At 55.5% G+C, this 21,583-nt stretch carries 16 protein-coding genes; 15 read left to right on the plus strand and 1 reads right to left on the minus strand.

Annotation, left to right across the window (positions count from 1 at the left end; genetic code table 11):
• Positions 1–109: 109 nt before the first annotated feature.
• Positions 110–1,384, plus strand: a complete 1,275-nt coding sequence (locus tag ACH1XZ_RS03235; RefSeq protein WP_395594300.1) for a porin — start codon at positions 110–112, stop codon at positions 1,382–1,384.
• A 242-nt stretch (positions 1,385–1,626) separates the two neighbouring features.
• Here the strand turns inward: ACH1XZ_RS03235 and ACH1XZ_RS03240 are convergent, their stop codons facing one another.
• The gene (locus tag ACH1XZ_RS03240; RefSeq protein WP_395594301.1) at positions 1,627–2,889 is read right to left on the minus strand and encodes a dicarboxylate/amino acid:cation symporter; all 1,263 of its coding nucleotides are present in this window, start codon (positions 2,887–2,889) and stop codon (positions 1,627–1,629) included.
• Positions 2,890–3,149: 260 nt separating this feature from the next.
• On the opposite strand from ACH1XZ_RS03240, the gene tar reads away from it, so the two are divergent.
• From tar to bglB, 14 genes are all read left to right on the plus strand, one after another.
• A complete protein-coding gene (gene tar, locus ACH1XZ_RS03245; protein ID WP_395594302.1) occupies positions 3,150–4,805 on the plus strand; it encodes a methyl-accepting chemotaxis protein II in 1,656 nt (551 codons plus the stop codon).
• 38 nt (positions 4,806–4,843) lie between these two features.
• Positions 4,844–6,448, plus strand: coding sequence for a methyl-accepting chemotaxis protein (locus ACH1XZ_RS03250; RefSeq protein ID WP_395594303.1), 1,605 nt, complete (start codon positions 4,844–4,846; stop codon positions 6,446–6,448).
• A 23-nt stretch (positions 6,449–6,471) separates the two neighbouring features.
• Positions 6,472–7,338: a protein-glutamate O-methyltransferase CheR gene (cheR, locus tag ACH1XZ_RS03255; protein ID WP_035895238.1), complete on the plus strand. Its 867-nt coding sequence runs from the start codon at positions 6,472–6,474 to the stop codon at positions 7,336–7,338.
• Positions 7,335–8,384: a protein-glutamate methylesterase/protein-glutamine glutaminase gene (locus tag ACH1XZ_RS03260; protein WP_395594304.1), complete on the plus strand. Its 1,050-nt coding sequence runs from the start codon at positions 7,335–7,337 to the stop codon at positions 8,382–8,384. The genes cheR and ACH1XZ_RS03260 overlap by 4 nt, the downstream gene beginning before the upstream one ends.
• A 16-nt stretch (positions 8,385–8,400) precedes the next feature.
• Complete coding sequence (cheY, locus tag ACH1XZ_RS03265) at positions 8,401–8,790, plus strand: chemotaxis response regulator CheY (protein WP_024552273.1); 390 nt, start codon at positions 8,401–8,403, stop codon at positions 8,788–8,790.
• A 10-nt stretch (positions 8,791–8,800) separates the two neighbouring features.
• Positions 8,801–9,445, plus strand: a complete 645-nt coding sequence (gene cheZ, locus ACH1XZ_RS03270) for a protein phosphatase CheZ (protein ID WP_035895243.1) — start codon at positions 8,801–8,803, stop codon at positions 9,443–9,445.
• A 317-nt stretch (positions 9,446–9,762) separates the two neighbouring features.
• Positions 9,763–10,614, plus strand: coding sequence for a helix-turn-helix domain-containing protein (locus tag ACH1XZ_RS03275; RefSeq protein WP_395594305.1), 852 nt, complete (start codon positions 9,763–9,765; stop codon positions 10,612–10,614).
• A 108-nt stretch (positions 10,615–10,722) separates the two neighbouring features.
• Positions 10,723–12,024, plus strand: coding sequence for an MFS transporter (locus ACH1XZ_RS03280; RefSeq protein ID WP_395594306.1), 1,302 nt, complete (start codon positions 10,723–10,725; stop codon positions 12,022–12,024).
• A gap of 26 nt (positions 12,025–12,050) precedes the next feature.
• Positions 12,051–14,714, plus strand: coding sequence for a family 78 glycoside hydrolase catalytic domain (locus tag ACH1XZ_RS03285; RefSeq protein ID WP_395594307.1), 2,664 nt, complete (start codon positions 12,051–12,053; stop codon positions 14,712–14,714).
• 192 nt (positions 14,715–14,906) lie between these two features.
• Positions 14,907–16,058, plus strand: coding sequence for a flagellar biosynthesis protein FlhB (gene flhB, locus ACH1XZ_RS03290; protein ID WP_395594308.1), 1,152 nt, complete (start codon positions 14,907–14,909; stop codon positions 16,056–16,058).
• Positions 16,051–18,132, plus strand: a complete 2,082-nt coding sequence (flhA, locus tag ACH1XZ_RS03295) for a flagellar biosynthesis protein FlhA (RefSeq protein ID WP_395594309.1) — start codon at positions 16,051–16,053, stop codon at positions 18,130–18,132. The genes flhB and flhA overlap by 8 nt, the downstream gene beginning before the upstream one ends.
• Positions 18,132–18,524: a flagellar protein FlhE gene (gene flhE / locus ACH1XZ_RS03300; RefSeq protein WP_395594310.1), complete on the plus strand. Its 393-nt coding sequence runs from the start codon at positions 18,132–18,134 to the stop codon at positions 18,522–18,524. The genes flhA and flhE overlap by 1 nt, the downstream gene beginning before the upstream one ends.
• A gap of 264 nt (positions 18,525–18,788) precedes the next feature.
• A complete protein-coding gene (locus ACH1XZ_RS03305) occupies positions 18,789–20,375 on the plus strand; it encodes an MFS transporter (protein ID WP_395594311.1) in 1,587 nt (528 codons plus the stop codon).
• Between the two features lie 4 nt (positions 20,376–20,379).
• A complete protein-coding gene (bglB, locus tag ACH1XZ_RS03310) occupies positions 20,380–21,519 on the plus strand; it encodes a beta-galactosidase BglB (protein WP_395594312.1) in 1,140 nt (379 codons plus the stop codon).
• The last annotated feature ends 64 nt before the right edge of the window (positions 21,520–21,583 follow it).

A 21,583-nucleotide genomic window follows, 5' to 3' on the forward strand; every position in this document is an offset into this window, starting at 1 on the left:
GATTCTCTCTGCAATTAATATTTCCCTCGTGGAGAGAACGCTTTCTTTCCCATTTATAAATTCAACGTTATCAAAAAACATAATCTTAAATATTGATTAAGGGATTTCTATGCGCGTAAAAACAGTAATGATTAAACCCTCTATTATCGCTCTGGCTATTACCGCAGCGGTAGGCGCTCCGGCTTATGCACTGGCTGCCAGCGGAGACTTCGCCTCACCAGCCTATACGGCGACGCAAACCAAAGGTGAGATGGTTTATCAGGGCGACGATACGGCGATTGCTATTATGGGTTCCGTTCGTCTGTATGCCAAAGACGATTCCGCGCATAGCGTAGAACATAATATTCAGAACAACGACTCGCGTCTGGGCGTCGCGCTGCGTCAGAAAATTAATGATAAAGGCTATTATGCCGCCGGTTATTACGAAACCGGTATGCATGGTCTGGATTCCGCCACTGACGATCAGGGTAACGATGTTTATACCCGCCAGGCCTATGCCGGTATAGGAAATGATGAATACGGCGTGATTACCTTCGGTAAACAATATGCGCCAACCGACTGGGGATTGGGTATTGATACCACTTACGCCTATGGCGGTAAGGCAAAACATGATACCGCCGGGATGTCGACCGATATTATTAACTCTGCGGCAATTTACTATTACAACACGAAAACATTTACCGTTGGCGTGATGGGCCAGGGAAATGATGACGTGGATAGTATTGGCTTCGGCAGCGGTTACGGCGATGGCCCGGATATGCACGATGCCTATCATGATGGCTCTGCTACCGTACACGGCGGCGCGGCGCTGGCGGCGCAGTATCGCTTCGATAACGGCTTCTCCGTTTCGGGTGCGGCGGCGTATAACAACTACACGGTGAATCAGGGAACGGAAACAATTGATGAAGGTTATGGCCCGAATGGGGGAACCGTACCGGTAACGTATGTGACGGGACCATCCTACGACGGTAATACCTACTCAATGGGGATGAACGCGAAATACACCGCCAACTTCGACGGTTTCACCTGGTATAACGGTGCGCAGGCTACGTATTACATCAACAAAGTTGATGATGTTAATGCGGCTAGAAGCGGTACGAGTAATGCTACCGACGACCAGGAAACGATTCTTGGTCTGGAATATGCGTCCCAGTTTAAAATTACGCCAGAGTGGAGCGTATACGCCAACTTTGACTGGACCGAAGGTGGTGACGCAATGGACGGCCAGCACTTCCAGTCCACGACGTTGGGGACCGACTACTGGTTAGGTAAAAAAGCCGTGACCTATATTGAATACGGCTATGAGAAAGCCAGCGGCAATACGGATGACACCTATAACGTTTCCGATCACCTTGCGGCGGTGGGTCTGCGCGTCTTTATCTAAACCCTGTTTTACCCCGTCTCTGGCCAGTGAGGCGGGCGTTTTTCATTGCGCTTGAGTATTGCTTTTGGTCGTCGGGGGAGGGGAGTTAACTTCAGGGCGGCGGTGAAAGATTTTTGTTGGATTTAGCCAGACCCTGGGGTCTGGCTTTTGTTTGGGTGCTATTCCCGGCGGCGCTTCGCTTGGCCGGGCTACCCAAGTATGTAGCCCGGCCAAGCGAAGCGCCGCCGGGAACGGCTCAAACCTTACATATTTTGCTGCACAACCTCTGGCTCAACTTCAGCGAGCTGACCTTCGTTCTGCGACAGCATCGCCGTCGCCACGCCGTTACCCAGCACGTTGATAGCCGAACGACCCATATCGAGGAAGTGGTCGATACCCATCAGCAGCAGGATACCCGCCACAGGAATGTTAAAGCTTGGGATGGTCGCCGCCAGCACGACTAGCGCAGAGCGCGGCACGCCCGCGATTCCTTTAGAGGCCAGCATCAGCGTCAGCATCAACACGGCAATCTCAGAGAAACTCAGGTGGATGTTATACGCCTGAGCGATAAACATTGAGGCGAAGGAGCAGTACACCATCGAGCCGACGAGGTTAAATGAATAACCAATCGGTAAAACGAACGACACGATATTGCGCGAGCAGCCGAATTTGGTCAGCTGTTCCAGCGTTTTCGGGTAGGCCGCTTCAGAGCTGCTGGTGGTGAACGCCACCAGAACCGGGTCTTTCAGCATGCTGAGCAGACGGAAAACGTCTTTCTTCAGCACCATATAGCCCAGCGCAACCAGCACGCAGCAGGTCAGCAGAATAGCCACATAGTAACCGCCGATGAACGAAGCGTAGTTCAGCAGGATACCCAAACCTTCCGTCGCAATCACGGAAGAGATGGCGGCGAAGATAGCCAGCGGCGCAACGTACATCACGTAGCCGGTGACCTTCAGCATGATATGGGAAACCACGTCCAGTGCGGCAACCAACGGGGCGTTGAACTTCTGGCCCAGCGACGCGCCGCCGATACCGAAGAACATAGAGAAGACCACAATCTGCAGGATCTCGTTATCCGCCATTGCGCCAACGATACTGGTTGGAATGGTGTGGGAGAGGAAGCCCTTCAGGCTCATACCGCCCACGGCCAGACCGGTTTCTACCGCGTCTTTTGGCACCGACAGATTCAGGCCGCTACCCGGATGCTGCAAGGTGACGATAAACAGGCCCACCAGAATAGACAGCACCGAAGAGCTGATAAACCAGACCATCGCTTTACCGCCAACGCGACCAATCGTGGAGGTCTCGCCGAGCTTCATAATCCCCACGGTCAGGGTACTGAAGACTAACGGTGCGATAACCATTTTGATTAAGCGTAAGAAGATATCGGTAAGCAGGGTGATGTTACTGGACCAGACTTGAATGGTGGTTGCGGATGCGTAGGAATGGATCATTGCGCCGGTCAGAATGCCTGCCAGCATGAAAATCACGATAAAAACCGTGAGTTTATTTGCGTTTGCCACGAAAAAATACCCCGTCAGATTACAAAAGTGTCGTGCGATGAAAAATGCTTTTTTAGTTATGTAATGTCATTAATCATTCACCACATAAATTGTATGAAAGTGAGGTGATTTACAACTTTTTTTTATGATTTATAAAAATCGTTGTTATTCAGTGACTCGCGTCAGCACCGCATTACCCCTCAGATTTTTACTCGCCCGGCACTTAAGTTTCTTTTTGGGATGCCGATAACAGCCGTAACAAGTCATAGAGAAGGTGCTGTATGTTAAACCGTATCCGCGTTGTCACGCTGCTGATGTTGGTGCTGGTCGTCTTCGCACTTTTGCAGCTGGTCTCCGGGGGCTTTCTGTTCTCCTCGTTGCACCAGAACCAACAAAGCTTTGCATTATCTAATACGCTTCGAACTCAACAGGCGGAACTCACCAAGTCGTGGGATCTGTTATTGCAAACCCGTATCAACCTGAGCCGTTCTTCGGCCAGGATGATGATGGATACCGCTAATCAGCAGAGCAGCGCAAAAACCGAACTGCTGAAAAATGCGCGTACCACCCTTGAGCAGGCGGCAGGTCATTTCGCGCGTTTCAGCGAAACGCCCGTGCTGCCATTGATGAGTGATACCAGCCAGCAGGTCGCGAAAACCTACCAGAACTACTATGCGGCCTTAAAGGAGCTGGAGGGGTTCCTGGAAAACGGCAATATGGATGCCTACTTCGCGCAGCCAACGCAGGGAATGCAAAACGCCCTGGGTGAAGCGATGACTCAGTATGCGACCCAAAGTGAAGGCCTCTATCAGCACGCGTTTACCACCAGCAGCCGCGATTACCAGATTGCCCGCTGGCAGTTACTGGCGCTGGCGGTGGTACTGGTTATCGTGATGGTGGCCGCGTGGTTTGGTATTCGCGCCATTCTGCTTAAACCGTTGGCATTGGTGATGGGCCATATCCGCCATATTGCGGCGGGCGATTTGACCCAGAGCCTGACGCTGCACGGACGCAACGAAATCACCGAACTGGCGGGAACCGTCAGCCATATGCAGGACTCGCTTATCAGCACCGTGACGCACGTACGGGAAGGGGCCGAGGCGATTTATCACGGCACCAGCGAAATCGCCGCCGGGAACAACGACCTGTCAGCACGAACCGAGCAGCAGTCTGCTTCCCTTGAAGAGACGGCGGCCAGCATGGAACAGCTGACGGCGACTGTGAAGCAGAACGCCGAAAACGCCCGTCAGGCTTCGCATCTGGCGCAAAGCGCCTCGGAAACCGCCCAGCGCGGCGGCAACGTGGTTAACGGCGTGGTGAACACCATGCACGAAATCGCCGCCAGTTCGCAGAAAATTTCCGATATTACCGGCGTTATCGACGGTATTGCCTTCCAGACCAATATTCTGGCGCTGAACGCCGCCGTTGAAGCGGCTCGTGCGGGTGAGCAGGGCCGCGGCTTTGCGGTTGTTGCCGGTGAAGTGCGTAATCTGGCAAGCCGCAGCGCGCAGGCAGCAAAAGAGATCAAAGCCTTAATTGAAGATTCTGTCTCCAGGGTCGATACCGGTTCTGTACTGGTAGAAAGCGCGGGCGAGACCATGACCGATATTGTGAATGCCGTCACCCGCGTGACCGACATTATGGGCGAAATCGCCTCTGCTTCCGATGAACAGAGTCGCGGTATCGACCAGGTGGCGATTGCCGTCGCAGAAATGGACAGCGTCACCCAACAAAACGCCGCGCTGGTGGAAGAGTCGGCAACGGCCGCCGCCGCGCTGGAAGACCAGGCGGAACGCCTGAACCAAGCCGTTGCGGCTTTCCGTCTGAACGTCGCTTCCGCACAGCAGGCGACAAAAGCAGCTCAGGTACCGACAGCGGCGAAACGCCTCGCGTCGAATACCGAACGCAGTACCGATACTAACTGGGAAACATTTTAATTTTATCTGCGGTCTTTGCCGCCTTTAGGAGTGTGGTGATGCTTTATCGTATTCGAATCTCTACCACGTTGTTTCTGATTTTGATTCTCTGCGGCATTTTGCAGATTGGCAGTAACGGACTCTCTTTTTGGGCTTTTCGCGATGGGCAGCAAAATATTTATCAGATAGACCAGAGCAGCCAGCAGCTGAATACCTTAACGGAATCACGCGCGGCAATGCTGCAGGCCAGCACCATGCTGAACAAAGCTGGCACGCTGACGGCGCTGAGCTATCCGCCGGATGAAGTGCGCGACATCGTTGCTGACGTGAAACAGAATCTGTCGCAGGCCGACGCGCTGTTCCAGGGCTTTATGGCGCTGCCGCTGATGAGCGAGCACGATAAAGAACTCCAGGCCCAGACGGCGAAGACCTTTACCGCCTGGCATGAAATGTTAGCGCACCAGACGGCGTGGCTTGAGAACAACCAGCTGTCTGAGTTTGTCGCGGCACCGGTGCAGAAAGCGCAGGACCAGTTTGATAACGACTACGAAAGCTGGCGCAAAAATATCGAGAACTATGTATCTGCCGCGGAGCGCGAGAGTCAGAGCGACTATCAACGTTCGACCATTATCTTTATTAGCATGGTGATTATCTCTGTGCTTATCACCGTCGGTGCGCTGTGGTGGGTGCGCCATATGGTGGTCAAGCCAATGACCATCATCAGCAGCCATTTTGACAATATTGCTCATGGCAATCTGGCGCGTCCGATTGCCGTCTACGGTAAGAACGAAATCAGCGCCATTTTTGCCGGTCTGAAAGCCATGCAGCAGTCGCTGCGCGATACCGTCGGCCAGGTACGCGAAGGCAGCTATGCGATGCATACCGGCATTTCGGAAATTGCTGCGGGTAATAACGATCTCTCCTCACGTACCGAACAGCAGGCGGCGTCGCTGGCACAAACGGCGGCCAGCATGGAGCAGCTCACGGCGACGGTCAGCCAGAACGCCGATAACGCCCGCCAGGCCTCTAACCTGGCACACGGTGCGGCGGATACGGCGAAGCGCGGTGGTGAACAAGCGTCCCACGTGGCTCGTACTATGCAGAACATCGCTACCAGTTCGCGCAAGATTAGCGACATTATCAGCGTAATTGACGGCATTGCCTTCCAGACCAATATTCTGGCGCTGAACGCGGCGGTGGAAGCGGCGCGTGCCGGTGAACAGGGGCGCGGCTTCGCCGTGGTGGCCGGTGAGGTAAGGAACCTGGCGAGCCGCAGCGCACAGGCAGCGAAAGAGATTAAAGGGCTGATTGAAGAATCGGTTGCCCGCGTGCAGGAAGGGTCCGCACTGGTGGAAACCTCCGCCAATACCATGACCGAGATTGTGCAGTCCGTGACCCGCGTCAATGACATCATGGGTGAAATCGCCTCTGCCTCTGACGAGCAGCGTCGCGGGATTGAACAGGTCGCGCAGGCGGTAACGCAGATGGACCAGGTCACCCAGCAGAACGCCTCGCTGGTGGAAGAAGGTGCGGCGGCTACCCAGCAGTTGGCCGATCAGGCCGACCGCCTGACCAGCGTCGTCTCGGTATTTTCACTGGAAGAAATCAAAGCAGCGGCACCGCGTGAAAGCGTAGAGCTGGCTGCGGTACCCGCAGTTTCCTGAATGATGTGATGTAAGAAGGCGCTATGACTGTATCTCTGCCAAATGGGCAATCGCAACTACTGAGCCAACTGACACAGCGCCTGACGCTCACCGACGGACAATTCCGTCGGATCTGTCAACTGATCTACCAGCGCGCCGGGATCGTGCTGGCCGATCATAAGCGTGACATGGTTTACAACCGTCTGGTGCGGCGTTTACGCACGCTGAACCTTGACGACTTTGGTCATTACCTCAGCCTGCTGGAGGCCAACGGCGACAGCCCTGAGTGGCAGGCATTTATTAACTCGCTCACCACCAACCTGACGGCCTTTTTCCGTGAGGCGCACCATTTTCCGACGCTTGCCGAGCATGCGGCGCGTCGGCAGGGTGAGTATCGGGTGTGGAGCGCAGCGGCGTCGACGGGGGAGGAACCTTACTCCATCGCTATTACCCTCGCCGATACGCTGGGAACCGCGCCGGGCCGCTGGAAAGTGTTTGCCAGCGATATCGATACCGAAGTGCTGGAGAAAGCGCAAAGCGGTATTTACCGCATGGACGAGCTGAAAACGCTCTCCCAGCAGCAACTACAGCGCTATTTCATGCGCGGAACCGGGCCGCATTCGGGCCTGGTACGTGTGCGTTCTGAGCTGGCGAACTACGTGGATTTTTCCACGCTGAATTTGCTGAACGCTCACTACAACATACCCGGGCCGTTTGATGCGATCTTCTGTCGCAACGTGATGATCTATTTCGATAAGACCACGCAGCAGGAGATCCTTAAACGCTTTGTCCCGTTGCTGAAACCGGACGGGCTGCTGTTTGCCGGACACTCGGAAAACTTTAGCCATCTTGCCCGTGAGTTCAGCCTGCGTGGACAAACGGTCTATGCGTTAAGTAAGGGAAGAACATGAAAAAAATAAGGGTCCTCTCTGTCGATGACTCCGCGCTGATGCGGCAAATCATGACGGAAATAATCAACGAGCATGACGACATGGAGATGGTCGCGACCGCGCCCGACCCGCTGGTGGCTCGTGACCTGATAAAAAAATTTAATCCTGATGTATTAACGCTGGACGTGGAAATGCCGCGCATGGATGGCCTCGATTTCCTCGAAAAACTGATGCGTCTGCGCCCAATGCCGGTGGTGATGGTCTCTTCGCTGACCGGGAAAGGCTCGGAAGTCACGCTACGCGCGCTGGAGCTGGGGGCCGTGGATTTTGTCACCAAGCCACAGTTGGGTATTCGCGAAGGGATGCTGGCTTACAGCGAAACCATTGCCGAGAAGGTGCGTGCCGCTTCGCGCGCGCGTATTAGCGCCCATAAGCCGCTGCCTGTACCGGCGACGCTCAAAGCCGGCCCGCTGCTGAGCTCTGAAAAATTGATTGCCATTGGCGCCTCAACCGGTGGTACCGAGGCGATTCGTCATGTGCTGCAGCCGCTGCCGCTTTCAAGCCCTGCGCTGCTGATAACCCAGCATATGCCACCGGGTTTTACCCGCTCGTTCGCCGAGCGTCTGAACAAGCTGTGTCAGATAACGGTAAAAGAAGCTGAAGACGGCGAGCGCGTCCTGCCTGGCCACGCCTACATTGCGCCGGGCGATAAACATATGGAACTCGCGCGTAGCGGGGCCAACTATCAAATCAAAATTCACGACGGGCCGCCGGTTAATCGCCATCGCCCGTCGGTCGATGTGCTGTTTCATTCGGTTGCGAAGCACGCGGGGCGCAACGCCGTAGGGGTCATCCTCACCGGCATGGGCAACGACGGTGCGGCCGGGATGCATGCCATGTTTCAGGCGGGCGCCTGGACCATTGCGCAGAATGAAGCCAGTTGTGTGGTGTTCGGCATGCCGCGTGAGGCCATCAATACCGGTGGCGTCAGCGAAGTGGTCGATCTTAGCCAGGTAAGCCAGCAGATGCTGGCAAAAATCAGTGCCGGACAGGCAATACGTATTTGATCAGGAGAATTATTTTATGGCGGATAAAGAGCTTAAGTTTTTGGTTGTGGATGACTTTTCCACCATGCGTCGCATCGTACGCAACCTGTTAAAAGAGCTGGGATTTAACAACGTTGAAGAAGCGGAAGACGGCGTGGACGCGCTGAATAAGCTGCAGGCGGGCGGGTTTGGCTTCGTGATTTCTGACTGGAACATGCCAAACATGGATGGTCTTGAACTGCTGAAAACCATTCGTGCCGACGGTGCAATGGCGGCCATGCCGGTACTGATGGTGACGGCAGAAGCGAAAAAAGAGAACATTATTGCTGCCGCGCAGGCAGGGGCCAGTGGCTACGTGGTGAAACCGTTTACCGCTGCGACGCTGGAAGAGAAGCTGAACAAAATCTTCGAGAAACTGGGCATGTAAGGTGACGAACATGATGCAATCTTCCATCAAGCCCGGCGATGAACACTCAGCCGCGGATATTATCAGCCGTATTGGCAATCTGACCCGTATGCTGCGTGACAGTCTGCGCGAGCTGGGTCTGGACCAGGCGATTGCGGAAGCGGCAGAGGCGATACCCGATGCCCGCGATCGTCTCGATTACGTGGTACAGATGACCGCGCAGGCGGCTGAACGCGCGCTCAACAGCGTTGAGGCGTCGCAGCCGCATCAGGATGAAATGGAGAAGGGCGCAAAAGCATTGACCAAGCGCTGGGATGAGTGGTTTGAAAACCCGATTGAGCTTGCCGATGCCCGTGAACTGGTGACCGATACGCGCAAATACCTTGGTGATGTGCCGGGTCATACCAGCTTTACCAACGCGCAGCTGCTCGACATCATGATGGCGCAGGATTTCCAGGACCTGACGGGCCAGGTTATCAAGCGCATGATGGATGTGATTCAGGAGATCGAGCGTCAGCTGCTGATGGTGCTGCTGGAAAACATCCCGGAACAGGGCGCTCGCCAGAAACGTGAAAATGACAGCCTGCTCAACGGACCGCAGGTCGACACCTCCAAAGCGGGCGTCGTTGCCAGCCAGGATCAGGTGGACGACCTGCTGGACAGCCTCGGCTTCTAAGCCTATATATCCTGGACGCCGGTTTTTGCCCGGCACCGCCCCGGAGTCGGCGTGACCGCCTCGTCCGGGCTACGCCTCGTATGTAGCCCGGCCGAGCGAATGCGACGCCGGGGACATTCTACGTCACCCCCCTGCATTTCCCGAAAATGAAACCAGCGTCACGCTGGCTTACGCCTGAGTGCCACCCCGATATATAGACTTGTCATAATTATTACGTTTAAATAGTTATCAATGAGACCTGAAACAATATTTATTTTTCAATCCTTGCTATTAGTTAAGGTCGGAATGTTATTGCCCAAATAAAATCGGGAGTGCTCATGCGGATATTACGAGATAGTGATTTCTTTCACTCTGATCAACATGCATTTTGTCTTTTCACCATGAATAATCAGCTAATGGAAGGTGTGCATGGGCATGAATTTGATGAGCTGGTGATTGTCCGCGATGGCAGCGGGTTTCATATTATTAATGATATTGTCCACTTTATTTGTAAGGGTGATTTCTTTCTCGTTACAAAAAATGATACGCATAGCTACGTTTCCACTAATCATCTTTCGGTGATTAATATATTAATTCGTAGGAATCACAATTTTCATTTTTTACAGCATATCGACATCCTGCTGCAATGCGTGAAAACGCAGTTGCAGTCTCGCAACGACCGCACCCTGACTTCGGGTGCGCTTGCCAATATCGAGGCCTGGAGCGAACAGATCGTTGCGCGTAACGAAAACGACTACGACGCGCTCTATTTTTCGCAATGTGAAGCGGCATTCCTCAACGTGATTACCACGCTCTGTCAGTGTGGATACCAGGCGGAGGCGCTTAACGCGGAAGAGAGAGGACGGGCGAGCCTTATCAGGACGCTCAAATCTCACAGTCTTCGACAACTCGATTGGGCCGCGCTGAGCGATGATAGCGGCGTCGCGCGACGCACCATGTTTCGCTTTATTAAACGCATTACCGGCTATACCCCGGTAAGATTTCAGATGCTGTTTCGGGTTCTTAAAGCTCAGGAGTTGCTACGCACCACCGATAAAACGGTGAGTGAAATAGCCGCACGCTGCGGTTTTATGAATGGCGTCCGATTAACCGAATCATACCGACGATATTTTAATTATTCACCGACTCATGAACGGGAACTGCATTCTCGCGTGTTAACGCAGATCTGATTTTCGGCTAATAACAACAATAAAACTGCTGCAATTTTATCTCAACAATCGTCGTGAGAGGGGATTCTGCACGCTTCTCCTTTCGCTCTCAGCATTAAGGGATTCGTCATGGCAAAAAATAATACGCCCGGCCCCTGGTATATTGGGGTGGTGTCAGGAATGGCATCGTATATCGATTCGGCGGCCATTGTTTCTAATGGTACCGCGCTGGTTATTTATCAAAAAACCATTGGCCTTACCGCACTGGAAATTGGCATTTTATCCGGCTTGTTAACCCTCTGTATTGCCGCCGGCGCGTTCTGCGGCGGCCGTCTTGGCGACCGTATTGGGCGACGGAATGTCTTTATTATCACGATGGCGATGATCGTCTTCGGTACGCTGGCGTTAGCCTTTGGACTGAGCTTTCATTTCCTGCTGCTTGGTACCCTGCTGGTGGGGTTAGCGACGGGGGCTGATTTACCGGTTTCGCTGGCGACGATCTCGGAAGCCGCCTCTGACGACAATCGCGGCAAGATTATCGGACTCTCGAATCTGCTCTGGCTGGTGGGTATCGGCGCGACGATGGGCATCTCGGCGGTGGTAGGCGACTGGGGGCAGATTGGCGCGCAAATTATGTATTTGCACGTCGGTCTGGTGGCAGCAGTGTTGCTGATTCTGCGCTGGTCCATTCCCGAATCACCGCTGTGGCTGGCCGCGCGCGATGAACAGCGGCGGGGCGTGGCGACCGTGCGCGCCCAGAAAAGCGGCTGGCGCGACCTGCTTGACGCGAAATATCTATGGCCGTTTCTCTCGCTGTGCGCCTTTTACACTTTTACCAATCTGGCGGCTAACACCGGCGGGCAGTTTGGCACCTTTGTGGCCGTCAACGTTGTCGGCATCTCGGTCAGTACCAACTCGCTGTGGGGGCTGCTTATTTTGCCCGTGAGTGTGGCATCGGGTCTGCTGTTTATGCGCATTGTGGATACCGACAAACGTATTCCCTTTTTCATCTTCGGCGCGGTGATGATGTCCGGCGGTTACTTCGTGCCTGTGCTGCTGAATTTTTCCCCGCTCTCCTGGTTCTGTTGCCTGCTGTTTACCAACATCGGCACCGGTTTTGCCTTTGAAGGGATTATGAAGGTGTGGGCTCAGGAGTCGTTTCCGACCATGCTGCGCGCCACCGCACAAGGGGTTATTGTCGGCGTGGCCCGTTTGACCTGCGGGCTGCTGGCCTTCGTGACACCGGTGCTGCTGAGTGCCGGACCGATAGTCCTTTATTGCCTGCTGACGGCAGTTGTGGTGGCCGGAATGGTTATCGGCTGGCTCTGCTTCCACGGCAGGCAGCGCAATGAATTTAATGCAGAAACGGAAATGGTCGCCGCGCCTGGGGCCACCGTTTCTTCACGCGACACTATGCGGGCAAAAGCCTGAAAAATGAAGTCATTGAGGAAATCACTATGTTGGCCGTAGAAAAAGTCACGCTCAATTATGAAACCACGCTAGCGGGTTGCGAAACGCTTCCGGTATTTGGCTGGATTATCAGTAGCGCGCTGCGCAACGTGGTTCAGCGCAGTTGGCGGTTACAGCTGTCGACGTCGACGCAGTTTAAGGAACTGCTGTATGACAGCGGCGAAATGCACGACGAACGTTCCAATAACATCGTCCTGGCGGATATTGAATGTGCCCCTTCAACCCGCTACTACGTGCGGGTGAAGATTACCGATAATCACGGACAGGCAAGCGACTGGAGCCCGGAAGCGTCCTTTATTTCCGGGCTGCCTGCCGCGGCGTGGCAGGGCGATTTTATCTCAGCGGAAACGCCGCAGGAGAAGGAATCCTCAAAAGGGACGTTGCTGCGCCATGATTTTAGCGTGCCGCAGGACAACGACATTGTCTCGGCGGTGGTTCACGCCAGCGCATTGGGGCTGTATCAATTGTGGATCAACGGCGAAAAGGTAGGGTGCGATGAACTCGCGCCGGGCTGGACCAGCTATCACCATCATCTTCTGTATCAGACCTGGGACGTTACTGAGCATCTGCGCCGTGGGGACAACACCCTTGGCGCGATGGTGGGTGTCGGCTGGTATAAAGGTGATATGAGCTTTAACCGCTACCGTAATTACTACGGCGAGCAGACCGGTTTTATTTGTCACCTGGTGGTGACGCTGCGTGACGGGAGTCAGCGGGTGATCGCCAGCGGCGCTGACTGGCAGGCGAGCGATTCGGCAGTCCTGTTCTCCGAAATTTACGACGGTGAAATTTACGATGCGCGCCGCGAGCAGCGCGGTTGGTGCGAACCTGGCTTTGACGCCCGGGGCTGGCGCGCGGTGAGCGTACTTGCCGCAGACCGTGCGGTGCTGAAACCCCAGACCGCTTGCCCGGTAAGGGAAATAGAGCGGATCGCGCCGTGGTCACTGTTTACTACGCCGAAGGGGGAAACGGTGCTCGATTTTGGCCAGAACCTCAGCGGCTGGGTTGAATTTAGCGTGCGAGGAGCCGCGGGTGATAACGTATCGCTACGCCATTTTGAAGTTCTCGACGCGGAAGGGAACGTTTATCTGGCGAACCTGAGAACGGCAAAACAGCGGGTTGACTATACCCTGCGCGGAGGGGAGGAGGAGCGATATCATCCGCACTTCACCTTCCAGGGTTTCCGCTATGTGATGATTGAACGCTGGCCGGGAACGCCGAAGCTCGACGATTTTGTGGCAGTGGTGCTGCATTCCGCGATGACCCCAACCGGTTCAATTGAAACCTCAAATGCTGAACTTAATCAGCTGCATCACAATATTCTCTGGGGGCTGAAGGGTAACTTTGTCGATATTCCGACAGACTGCCCGCAGCGAGACGAACGCCTTGGCTGGACCGGGGACGCGCAGATTTTCTGTCGTACCGCCAGCTATCTGATGCAGACCAGAACCTTCTTTGCCAAATGGCTGGAAGACCTGCAACACGATCAAACGCCGGAAGGCGGTGTGCCGCACGTCATCCCGGATATCCTGACGGGCAAATGCGATAACGACCGTTTTCTGTCGCACGGGCGTACCCATTCCTCGGCGGCCTGGGCGGATGCGGCCGTCATCAACCCCTGGACGCTCTATCTGATGTATGGAGATACCCAAACGCTGGCGCGCCAGTACGGCAGCATGAAGGCGTGGGTGGAGTTTATGCAGGCGAATGCGGTCGACAATATGTGGTCGTGGAAGCTGCAGTTTGGTGACTGGGTGGCGCTGGATGCCCGCGAGGGGAGTTATTTTGGCGCAACGCCGAATGAACTGACCTGCATGGCTTACTATGCGTTATCAACGCTGCTGCTGGCGAAGTCGGCGAAAGTCCTTGGTCATGTGGAAGACGCGGAACGCTACGCGGCGCTGCATGCGTCGATTGTTGACAGCTTCCACCGCGAGTTCTTTACCCCGAACGGCAGGCTGGCGGCGAGAACGCAGACCGCACACATTCTGGCGCTTTACTTCCAGCTGGTGCCGGAGGCCTACCGTGAACGCACGGTGCAAACCTTGCTGACATTATTGGAAGAGCAGGATGGGCACCTGGTGACCGGATTCGTCGGCACGCCTTATTTCTGCCATGCGCTCAGTGAGAACGGCCAGGCTGATGCGGCGTGGCGGCTCCTGATGAAGGACGATTTCCCCTCCTGGCTCTATCAGGTGAAAGCTGGGGCCACGACCATCTGGGAGCACTGGGACGGCGTGAAGCCGGACGGCACCATGTGGAGCCCGGACATGAACTCGTTCAACCACTATGCCTACGGCGCCATCGGCGAATGGCTGTATCGCGCGGCGGCGGGCTTCAATACCGCAGAGGATGCGCCAGGCTTTAGGCACTCGGTGCTGCACCCGATTCCCGGCGGTGATTTGGCCTGGCTGAAAGCGCGCTACGCCTCGGTATATGGCGATATCAGCGTGCACTGGACGCAGGAGACGGCGCAGGAAGGCCAGACGATAACCCTCGAGGTGGAGATCCCGGCGAATACCCGCTCGACGCTGGTGCTGGATCGAGCGCATACGCTGCTGGAGACGGATGGCCTCGACTTTACGCCATCATCGGCGGGCTATTGCGCTGAAGTGGGCTCAGGCCGCTACCGGGTTATCTTCCTGCGCTAATCATGTAGGCCGGATAAGGCGTTTACGCCGCCATCCGGCGCTCTGCACGGGTTCTGCCGGATGGCGCTTTGCTTATCCGGCCTACAAAACCCATAAACGCTCGAATTCCTTCACTTTCGTTCCGTTATTCGTCCTATTGGCAACGCGCTGCATCGAGATAATACTCGCGACCGTAATTGCGAGAGTGAAGCCGTGGCAGAAGAAAGCGACGACGACAAAACAGAAGACCCCACACCCCAACGACTTGAAAAAGCGCGTGAAGAGGGGCAAATCCCGCGTTCCCGCGAGCTGACATCCGTGCTGATGCTGCTGGTGGGCGTTTGTGTGCTCTGGCTGGGCGGGGAGTCCCTTGCGCGTCGGCTGGCGAATCTCTTGTCCGGCGGGCTGCGTTTTGATCACAGCATCGTGAACGACCCTAATCTGATTCTCGGGCAGATAATCATGCTGCTCAAAGAGGCGATGCTGGCGCTGCTGCCGCTGATTGTCGGCGTGGTGACGGTGGCACTGGTGGCCCCGATGATGCTCGGCGGCCTGGTGTTCAGCACTAAATCCCTCGCACTCAAGCTCGATAAACTTAACCCGCTGCCGGGCATTAAACGCATGTTCTCCGCACAAACGGCGGCGGAGCTGGCAAAAGCCATTATGAAAGCGGTGCTGATGGGCACCGTCGCGGGCTTCTTTATGTGGTTGCACTGGCCGCAGATGATGCGTCTGGTGAGTGAATCGCCGCTGTCTGCCATGGGCAACGCGCTGAATATGGTTGGCCTTTGCGCGCTGCTGGTGGCGCTTGGCATCATCCCCATGGTCGGTTTCGACGTCTTCTGGCAGATCCACAGCCACCTGAAAAAACTGCGCATGTCGCGTCAGGATATTCGTGACGAATTTAAACAGAGCGAAGGCGACCCGCACGTCAAAGGCCGTATTCGCCAGATGCAGCGCGCCGCCGCGCGCCGCCGCATGATGGCGGATGTCCCGAAAGCCGACGTTATCGTTAATAACCCGACCCACTATTCGGTGGCGTTGCAGTACGACGAAAACAAAATGAGCGCGCCGAAAGTGGTCGCCAAAGGCGCGGGGCTGGTGGCGCTGCGCATTCGTGAAATTGGCGAAGAGAATCGTATCCCGATGCTGGAAGCCCCGCCGCTGGCGCGTGCGCTGTACCGTCATGCGGATATTGGTCAGCAGATCCCCGGCCAGCTTTATGCGGCGGTGGCGGAAGTGCTGGCCTGGGTCTGGCAGCTTAAACGCTGGCGGCTCGCGGGCGGTCAGCCGCCGAAAAAACCGGATAACTTACCGGTGCCAGAGGCACTGGATTTTTTGAACGAGAAGGACTCTGATGGCTAATCTTGTCGCAATGCTGCGTCTTCCCAGCAACCTGAAATCCACCCAGTGGCAGGTGCTTGCCGGGCCGGTGCTGATTTTGCTTATCCTGTCGATGATGGTGCTGCCGCTGCCGGCCTTCGTCCTCGACCTGCTGTTTACCTTTAACATTGCGCTGTCGATTATGGTGCTGCTGGTGGCGATGTTCACCCAGCGTACCCTGGAGTTTGCCGCGTTTCCGACCATTCTGCTGTTTACCACTCTGTTGCGCCTGGCGCTGAACGTGGCCTCGACCCGTATCATTTTGATGGAAGGGCACACCGGCGCGGCGGCGGCGGGGAAGGTGGTGGAAGCCTTCGGTCACTTTCTGGTGGGCGGTAACTTTGCCATCGGTATCGTGGTGTTTATCATCCTCGTTATCATTAACTTTATGGTTATCACCAAAGGTGCCGGGCGTATCGCGGAAGTTGGCGCGCGTTTCGTGCTGGATGGAATGCCAGGTAAACAGATGGCGATTGATGCCGACTTGAATGCCGGGATCATCGGTGAAGATGAAGCGAAGAAACGCCGTTCTGAAGTGACTCAGGAAGCCGACTTCTACGGTTCGATGGACGGTGCGAGTAAGTTTGTTCGCGGTGACGCCATCGCCGGTATTCTGATCATGGTCATCAACGTCATCGGCGGTCTGCTGGTGGGCGTATTACAACATGGGCTGGATCTCGGTAAAGCGGCGGAGTCGTATACGTTGCTGACCATTGGTGATGGTCTGGTTGCGCAGATCCCGGCGCTGGTCATCTCCACCGCGGCGGGCGTTATCGTGACGCGCGTGAGTACCGAGCAGGACGTGGGCGAGCAGATGGTCGGCCAGCTGTTCAGCAACCCGCGCGTCATGCTGTTGAGCGCCGGGGTGCTGGGTCTGTTGGGCCTGGTGCCGGGTATGCCAAACCTGGTGTTCTTGCTGTTCACCGCTGCGCTGTTAGGGCTGGCCTGGTGGATCCGCGGACGCGAAATGAAAGCGCCGGAGCCGCAACAACAAGCGAAACCTCAGGAAGCCAGTACTCAGGCGGTGGAAGCCACCTGGAGCGACGTACAGCTTGAAGATACGCTCGGCATGGAGGTGGGCTACCGACTGATTCCGATGGTGGATTTTCAGCAGGACGGCGAGCTGTTGGGGCGTATCCGCAGTATTCGTAAGAAGTTTGCGCAGGAGATGGGCTTTTTGCCGCCGGTGGTGCATATCCGCGACAACATGGATCTCGCGCCCGCCCGCTACCGTATTTTGCTCAAAGGGGTGGAGATTGGCAGCGGTGAAGCCTATCCGGGACGCTGGCTGGCGATTAACCCCGGCACTGCCGCCGGTACGCTGCCGGGCGAAGTCACCACCGACCCAGCCTTTGGCCTGGCCGCTATCTGGATTGAAAGCGCGCTGAAAGAGCAGGCGCAAATCCAGGGCTTCACGGTGGTGGAAGCCAGTACCGTGGTGGCAACGCATCTTAACCATTTAATTAGCCAGCACTCTTCAGAGCTGTTCGGTCGCCAGGAAGCACAGCAGCTGCTGGATCGTGTATCACAGGATATGCCGAAGCTGACGGAAGATCTGGTGCCGGGCGTGGTGACGCTGACCACGCTGCACAAGGTGCTGCAAAATCTGCTTGATGAGAAAGTGCCGATTCGCGACATGCGTACCATCCTGGAAACGCTGGCGGAGCATGCACCGATTCAGACCGACCCGGGCGAGTTAACCTCCGTGGTGCGCGTGGCGCTGGGCCGGGCGATTACCCAGCGCTGGTTCCCGGGTAACGATGAAGTGCAGGTGATTGGCCTGGATACGCCGCTCGAGCGTCTGTTGCTGCAGGCACTGCAGGGTGGCGGTGGTCTGGAGCCGGGTCTGGCCGACCGTCTGCTGGCGCAAACCCAGGAAGCGCTGTCGCGTCAGGAGATGCTCGGCGCGCCTCCGGTGTTGCTGGTGAATCATGCGCTGCGTCCGCTGCTGTCGCGCTTCCTGCGTCGTAGCCTGCCGCAGCTGGTGGTGCTGTCAAATATGGAGCTTTCCGACAACCGCAATATCCGCATGACGGCGACCATTGGAGGCAAGTAATGCGTAAAGTGCTGCTATTACTTTGCCTGCCGCTGATGGCGCAGGCGGCGGGTGAGGGGGCCTGGCAGGCGAGCCGCATGGGCATAACCCTTAATCATCGTGGCGTGGCCGCCTCATCGGCACCCCTGACCGCGTCGCAGCCCGTTCAGGGGGCAACAACGCTGGTAGCCTGGCGCTATGAACTAAATGGCCCAACGCCTGCGGGATTACGCACCCGGCTGTGTTCGCTCACCCGCTGTACTGAACTTGATGCCCAGAGCGGTACTACCATGGCATTCAGCCAGGTATCGGCGGCGGAGCCTTTTCGCTTTATCTGGGAAGTTCCCGGCGGAGGGCGATTAATTCCAGCTTTGAAGGTGCAAAGCGTACAAATTATCGTTAACTACCGCTAACCGCCGCACATTTCACCAATCGCCACCGTAATCCGGTGGCGATGTCGCATTTCTGGTCCTTCCTTTTGATCGTAAAGAAACGTTGTTTTATAAATCAGTGACGCATATGCCACGACTCTTTGCATTTTTGCCAATCCCACGCCTGTGCTGGCAGAAATAGGAAGGTATCCCTCTACGCATACTTTTACTGTAGCCGTGTCAGTACTCCTTTTGGTGAAACCTACCGAAGGAGTTCCAATAATAAAAGGCACAGGATTGACGGCAATGAATAGAACGCGAAAAATAGGACTGGTGAATTACTTCGCCTACGGTTCGGGCGATTTTCTCGGCGCAGGCACCACTGCGCTGACCGCCGCATGGCTCCTCTACTTCTACACCACCTTCTGTGGGTTATCTCCCATCGAAGCCACCTTTATTTTTGCTACCGCTAGGGTTCTGGATGCAGTGGTCAGCCCGCTGATGGGCTTCTTAACCGATAACTTTGGCTCGACCTGGTTCGGTAAACGCTTTGGTCGCCGTAAGTTCTTTATTCTGCTCGGTATTCCTTGCGTATTCAGCTACTCCTTTATGTGGATAGGGGAGATGAGCTTCTGGTACTACCTGGTGACCTATCTCATCTTTGATGTGGTGTACACCATGATTCTGGTGCCATATGAAACGCTGGTGCCGGAAATGACCGACGATTTCAAACAGAAAACCAAATTCTCCGGCGCGCGTATCGGTATGGCGCAAATGTCGGCGATTCTGGCGTCCTTCCTGCCGGGCATCCTGCTGACTCACTTTGGTAAGGACAACGCGGTTTCCTTCTTCTATGCCAGCCTGGTGTTCTCCGTGCTGTGCGCGCTGATGCTGACCTTTGTCTGGTTCTTTACCTGGGAACGCCCACGTGAAGAGTGGACCGCGGCGGCGCTGCAGGCTGAAGCTGAGAAAAAGCATCTGACTTTCGGGCAGAGCATGAGCCGCCTGTTTGTCGAACTTTCCTCGACGTTGCGCATTAAGATCTTCCGCCAGCATCTCGGGATGTACCTCGGCGGCTATATCGCCCAGGACGTATTTAATGCCGTCTTTACCTACTACGTTGTGTTTGTGCTGATGCAGGAAGCCTCTGTGGCCTCTAACCTGTTAGGCACCATGGCTATCTTCCAGTTCATCGCCGTCATTGCCATGATCCCGCTGTGTATTCGTTTCGGACCCGCGCCGTCTTACCGCATGGTGGTGATACTGTTTGGCCTGGGCTCTCTCTCTTACGCCGCGCTTTACTATGCTGGGCTGAGCGATATCTATTCGCTGCTGCTGCTGATTTCCGCCATTGCGGGTCTGGGTCGCGGTGGCATCAACTACGTGCCGTGGAACACCTACACCTATATTGCCGATGTTGATGAAGTGGTCACCGGCCAGCGCCGTGAAGGTATCTTTGCGGGCATCATGACCCTGACGCGTAAAGCGTCTCAGGCGGGTGCCGTGATGCTGGTGGGGATCATCATGCAGCTTTCTGGTTTCGTGTCCGGGCAGAAAACACAGCCTGCCGAGGTGAGCCATACCATTCTGATGATCCTCAGCGTGGGTACCATCATCGTGCTGGCGCTGGGCTTCATGGTTTCTCTGCGCTTTAAGCTGAATCTGACCACTCACGGTGTGCTGCGTGAAGAAACGGCAAAAATGCGTGAAGCAGGCCATGTGGTACCAGAGGGCGTCACACCGCAGGCGCGTGCCACCGTCGAGATGCTCGCCGGTATGCCGTATGAGTGCCTGTGGGGCAACAACAATATTGGTTATCTGAATCGCAATAAACCTGCTGCGCCTTCGCTGAAGCAGGCTGCAACATTGAATTCGACTTACAACAGAGGTTAAAGATATGAAAGTTTGGCCCGTCAAACATAGCCCATTATTACGTCAACCGGAGCGTTTTATCTCCCGGGAAGAGCTGAAAGCCTTGATTCAGACGGTGACGAACAATCTGGTGAATATCAAGGATGAGACAGGTCAATTTCTGCTGCGCCTGGACGACGGTCGCGTCATTGATACCAAAGGCTGGGCAGGTTGGGAGTGGACGCACGGCGTGGGTCTGTACGGTATCTATCAGTACTATCAGCAGACTGGCGATGTGGCGATGCGCGACATCATCGATAGCTGGTTCGCCGACCGATTTGCCGAAGGCGCGACCACCAAAAACGTCAACACCATGGCGCCGTTCTTGACGCTCGCCTATCGCTACGAAGAGACGCGCAATCCGGCGTATCTGCCTTGGCTGGAAAGCTGGGCCGAGTGGGCGATGAACGAGATGCCGCGCACCGATCACGGCGGCATGCAGCACATCACGCTCGCCGAAGAGAATCATCAGCAGATGTGGGATGACACTCTGATGATGACCGTTCTGCCGCTGGCAAAAATTGGCAAGCTGCTGAACCGTCCGGACTATGTTGAAGAAGCGGTATACCAGTTCCTGCTGCACGTGCAGAACCTGATGGACCGGGAGACCGGGCTGTGGTTCCACGGCTGGAATTACGAAGGGCACCATAACTTTGCCAACGCCCGCTGGGCGCGCGGTAATAGCTGGCTGACCATCGTGATTCCGGACTTCCTTGAGCTGGTGGACCTGCCGGAAAACAACGCGGTGCGTCGTTATCTGGTGCAGGTGCTGAATGCGCAAATTGCGGCGCTGGCGAAATGTCAGGACGACAGCGGCTTGTGGCATACGCTGCTGGATGACCCGAACTCTTATCTGGAAGCCTCGGCGACCGCTGGTTTTGCCTACGGTATCCTGAAAGCGGTGCGTAAGCGCTATGTCGGCCAGGAATACGCAGAAGTTGCCGAGAAAGCGATTAAAGGGATTGTGAAGCACGTATCGCCGGAAGGGGAGCTGCTGCAAACCTCCTTTGGTACCGGAATGGGCTCCAACCTCGATTTCTATCGTGAAATCCCGCTCACCTCTATGCCGTATGGTCAGGCAATGGCGATTCTGTGCCTGACGGAATATCTGCGTAAGTTCTTCTAACTATTGCGTCTTTAAAAACCCGGCTATGCAGATAGCCGGGTTTTTTATTGCGTTATTTCTCAAA

It is taken from the genome of Kluyvera chengduensis, from assembly GCF_044197065.1.
GTDB lineage: Bacteria > Pseudomonadota > Gammaproteobacteria > Enterobacterales > Enterobacteriaceae > Kluyvera > Kluyvera ascorbata_C.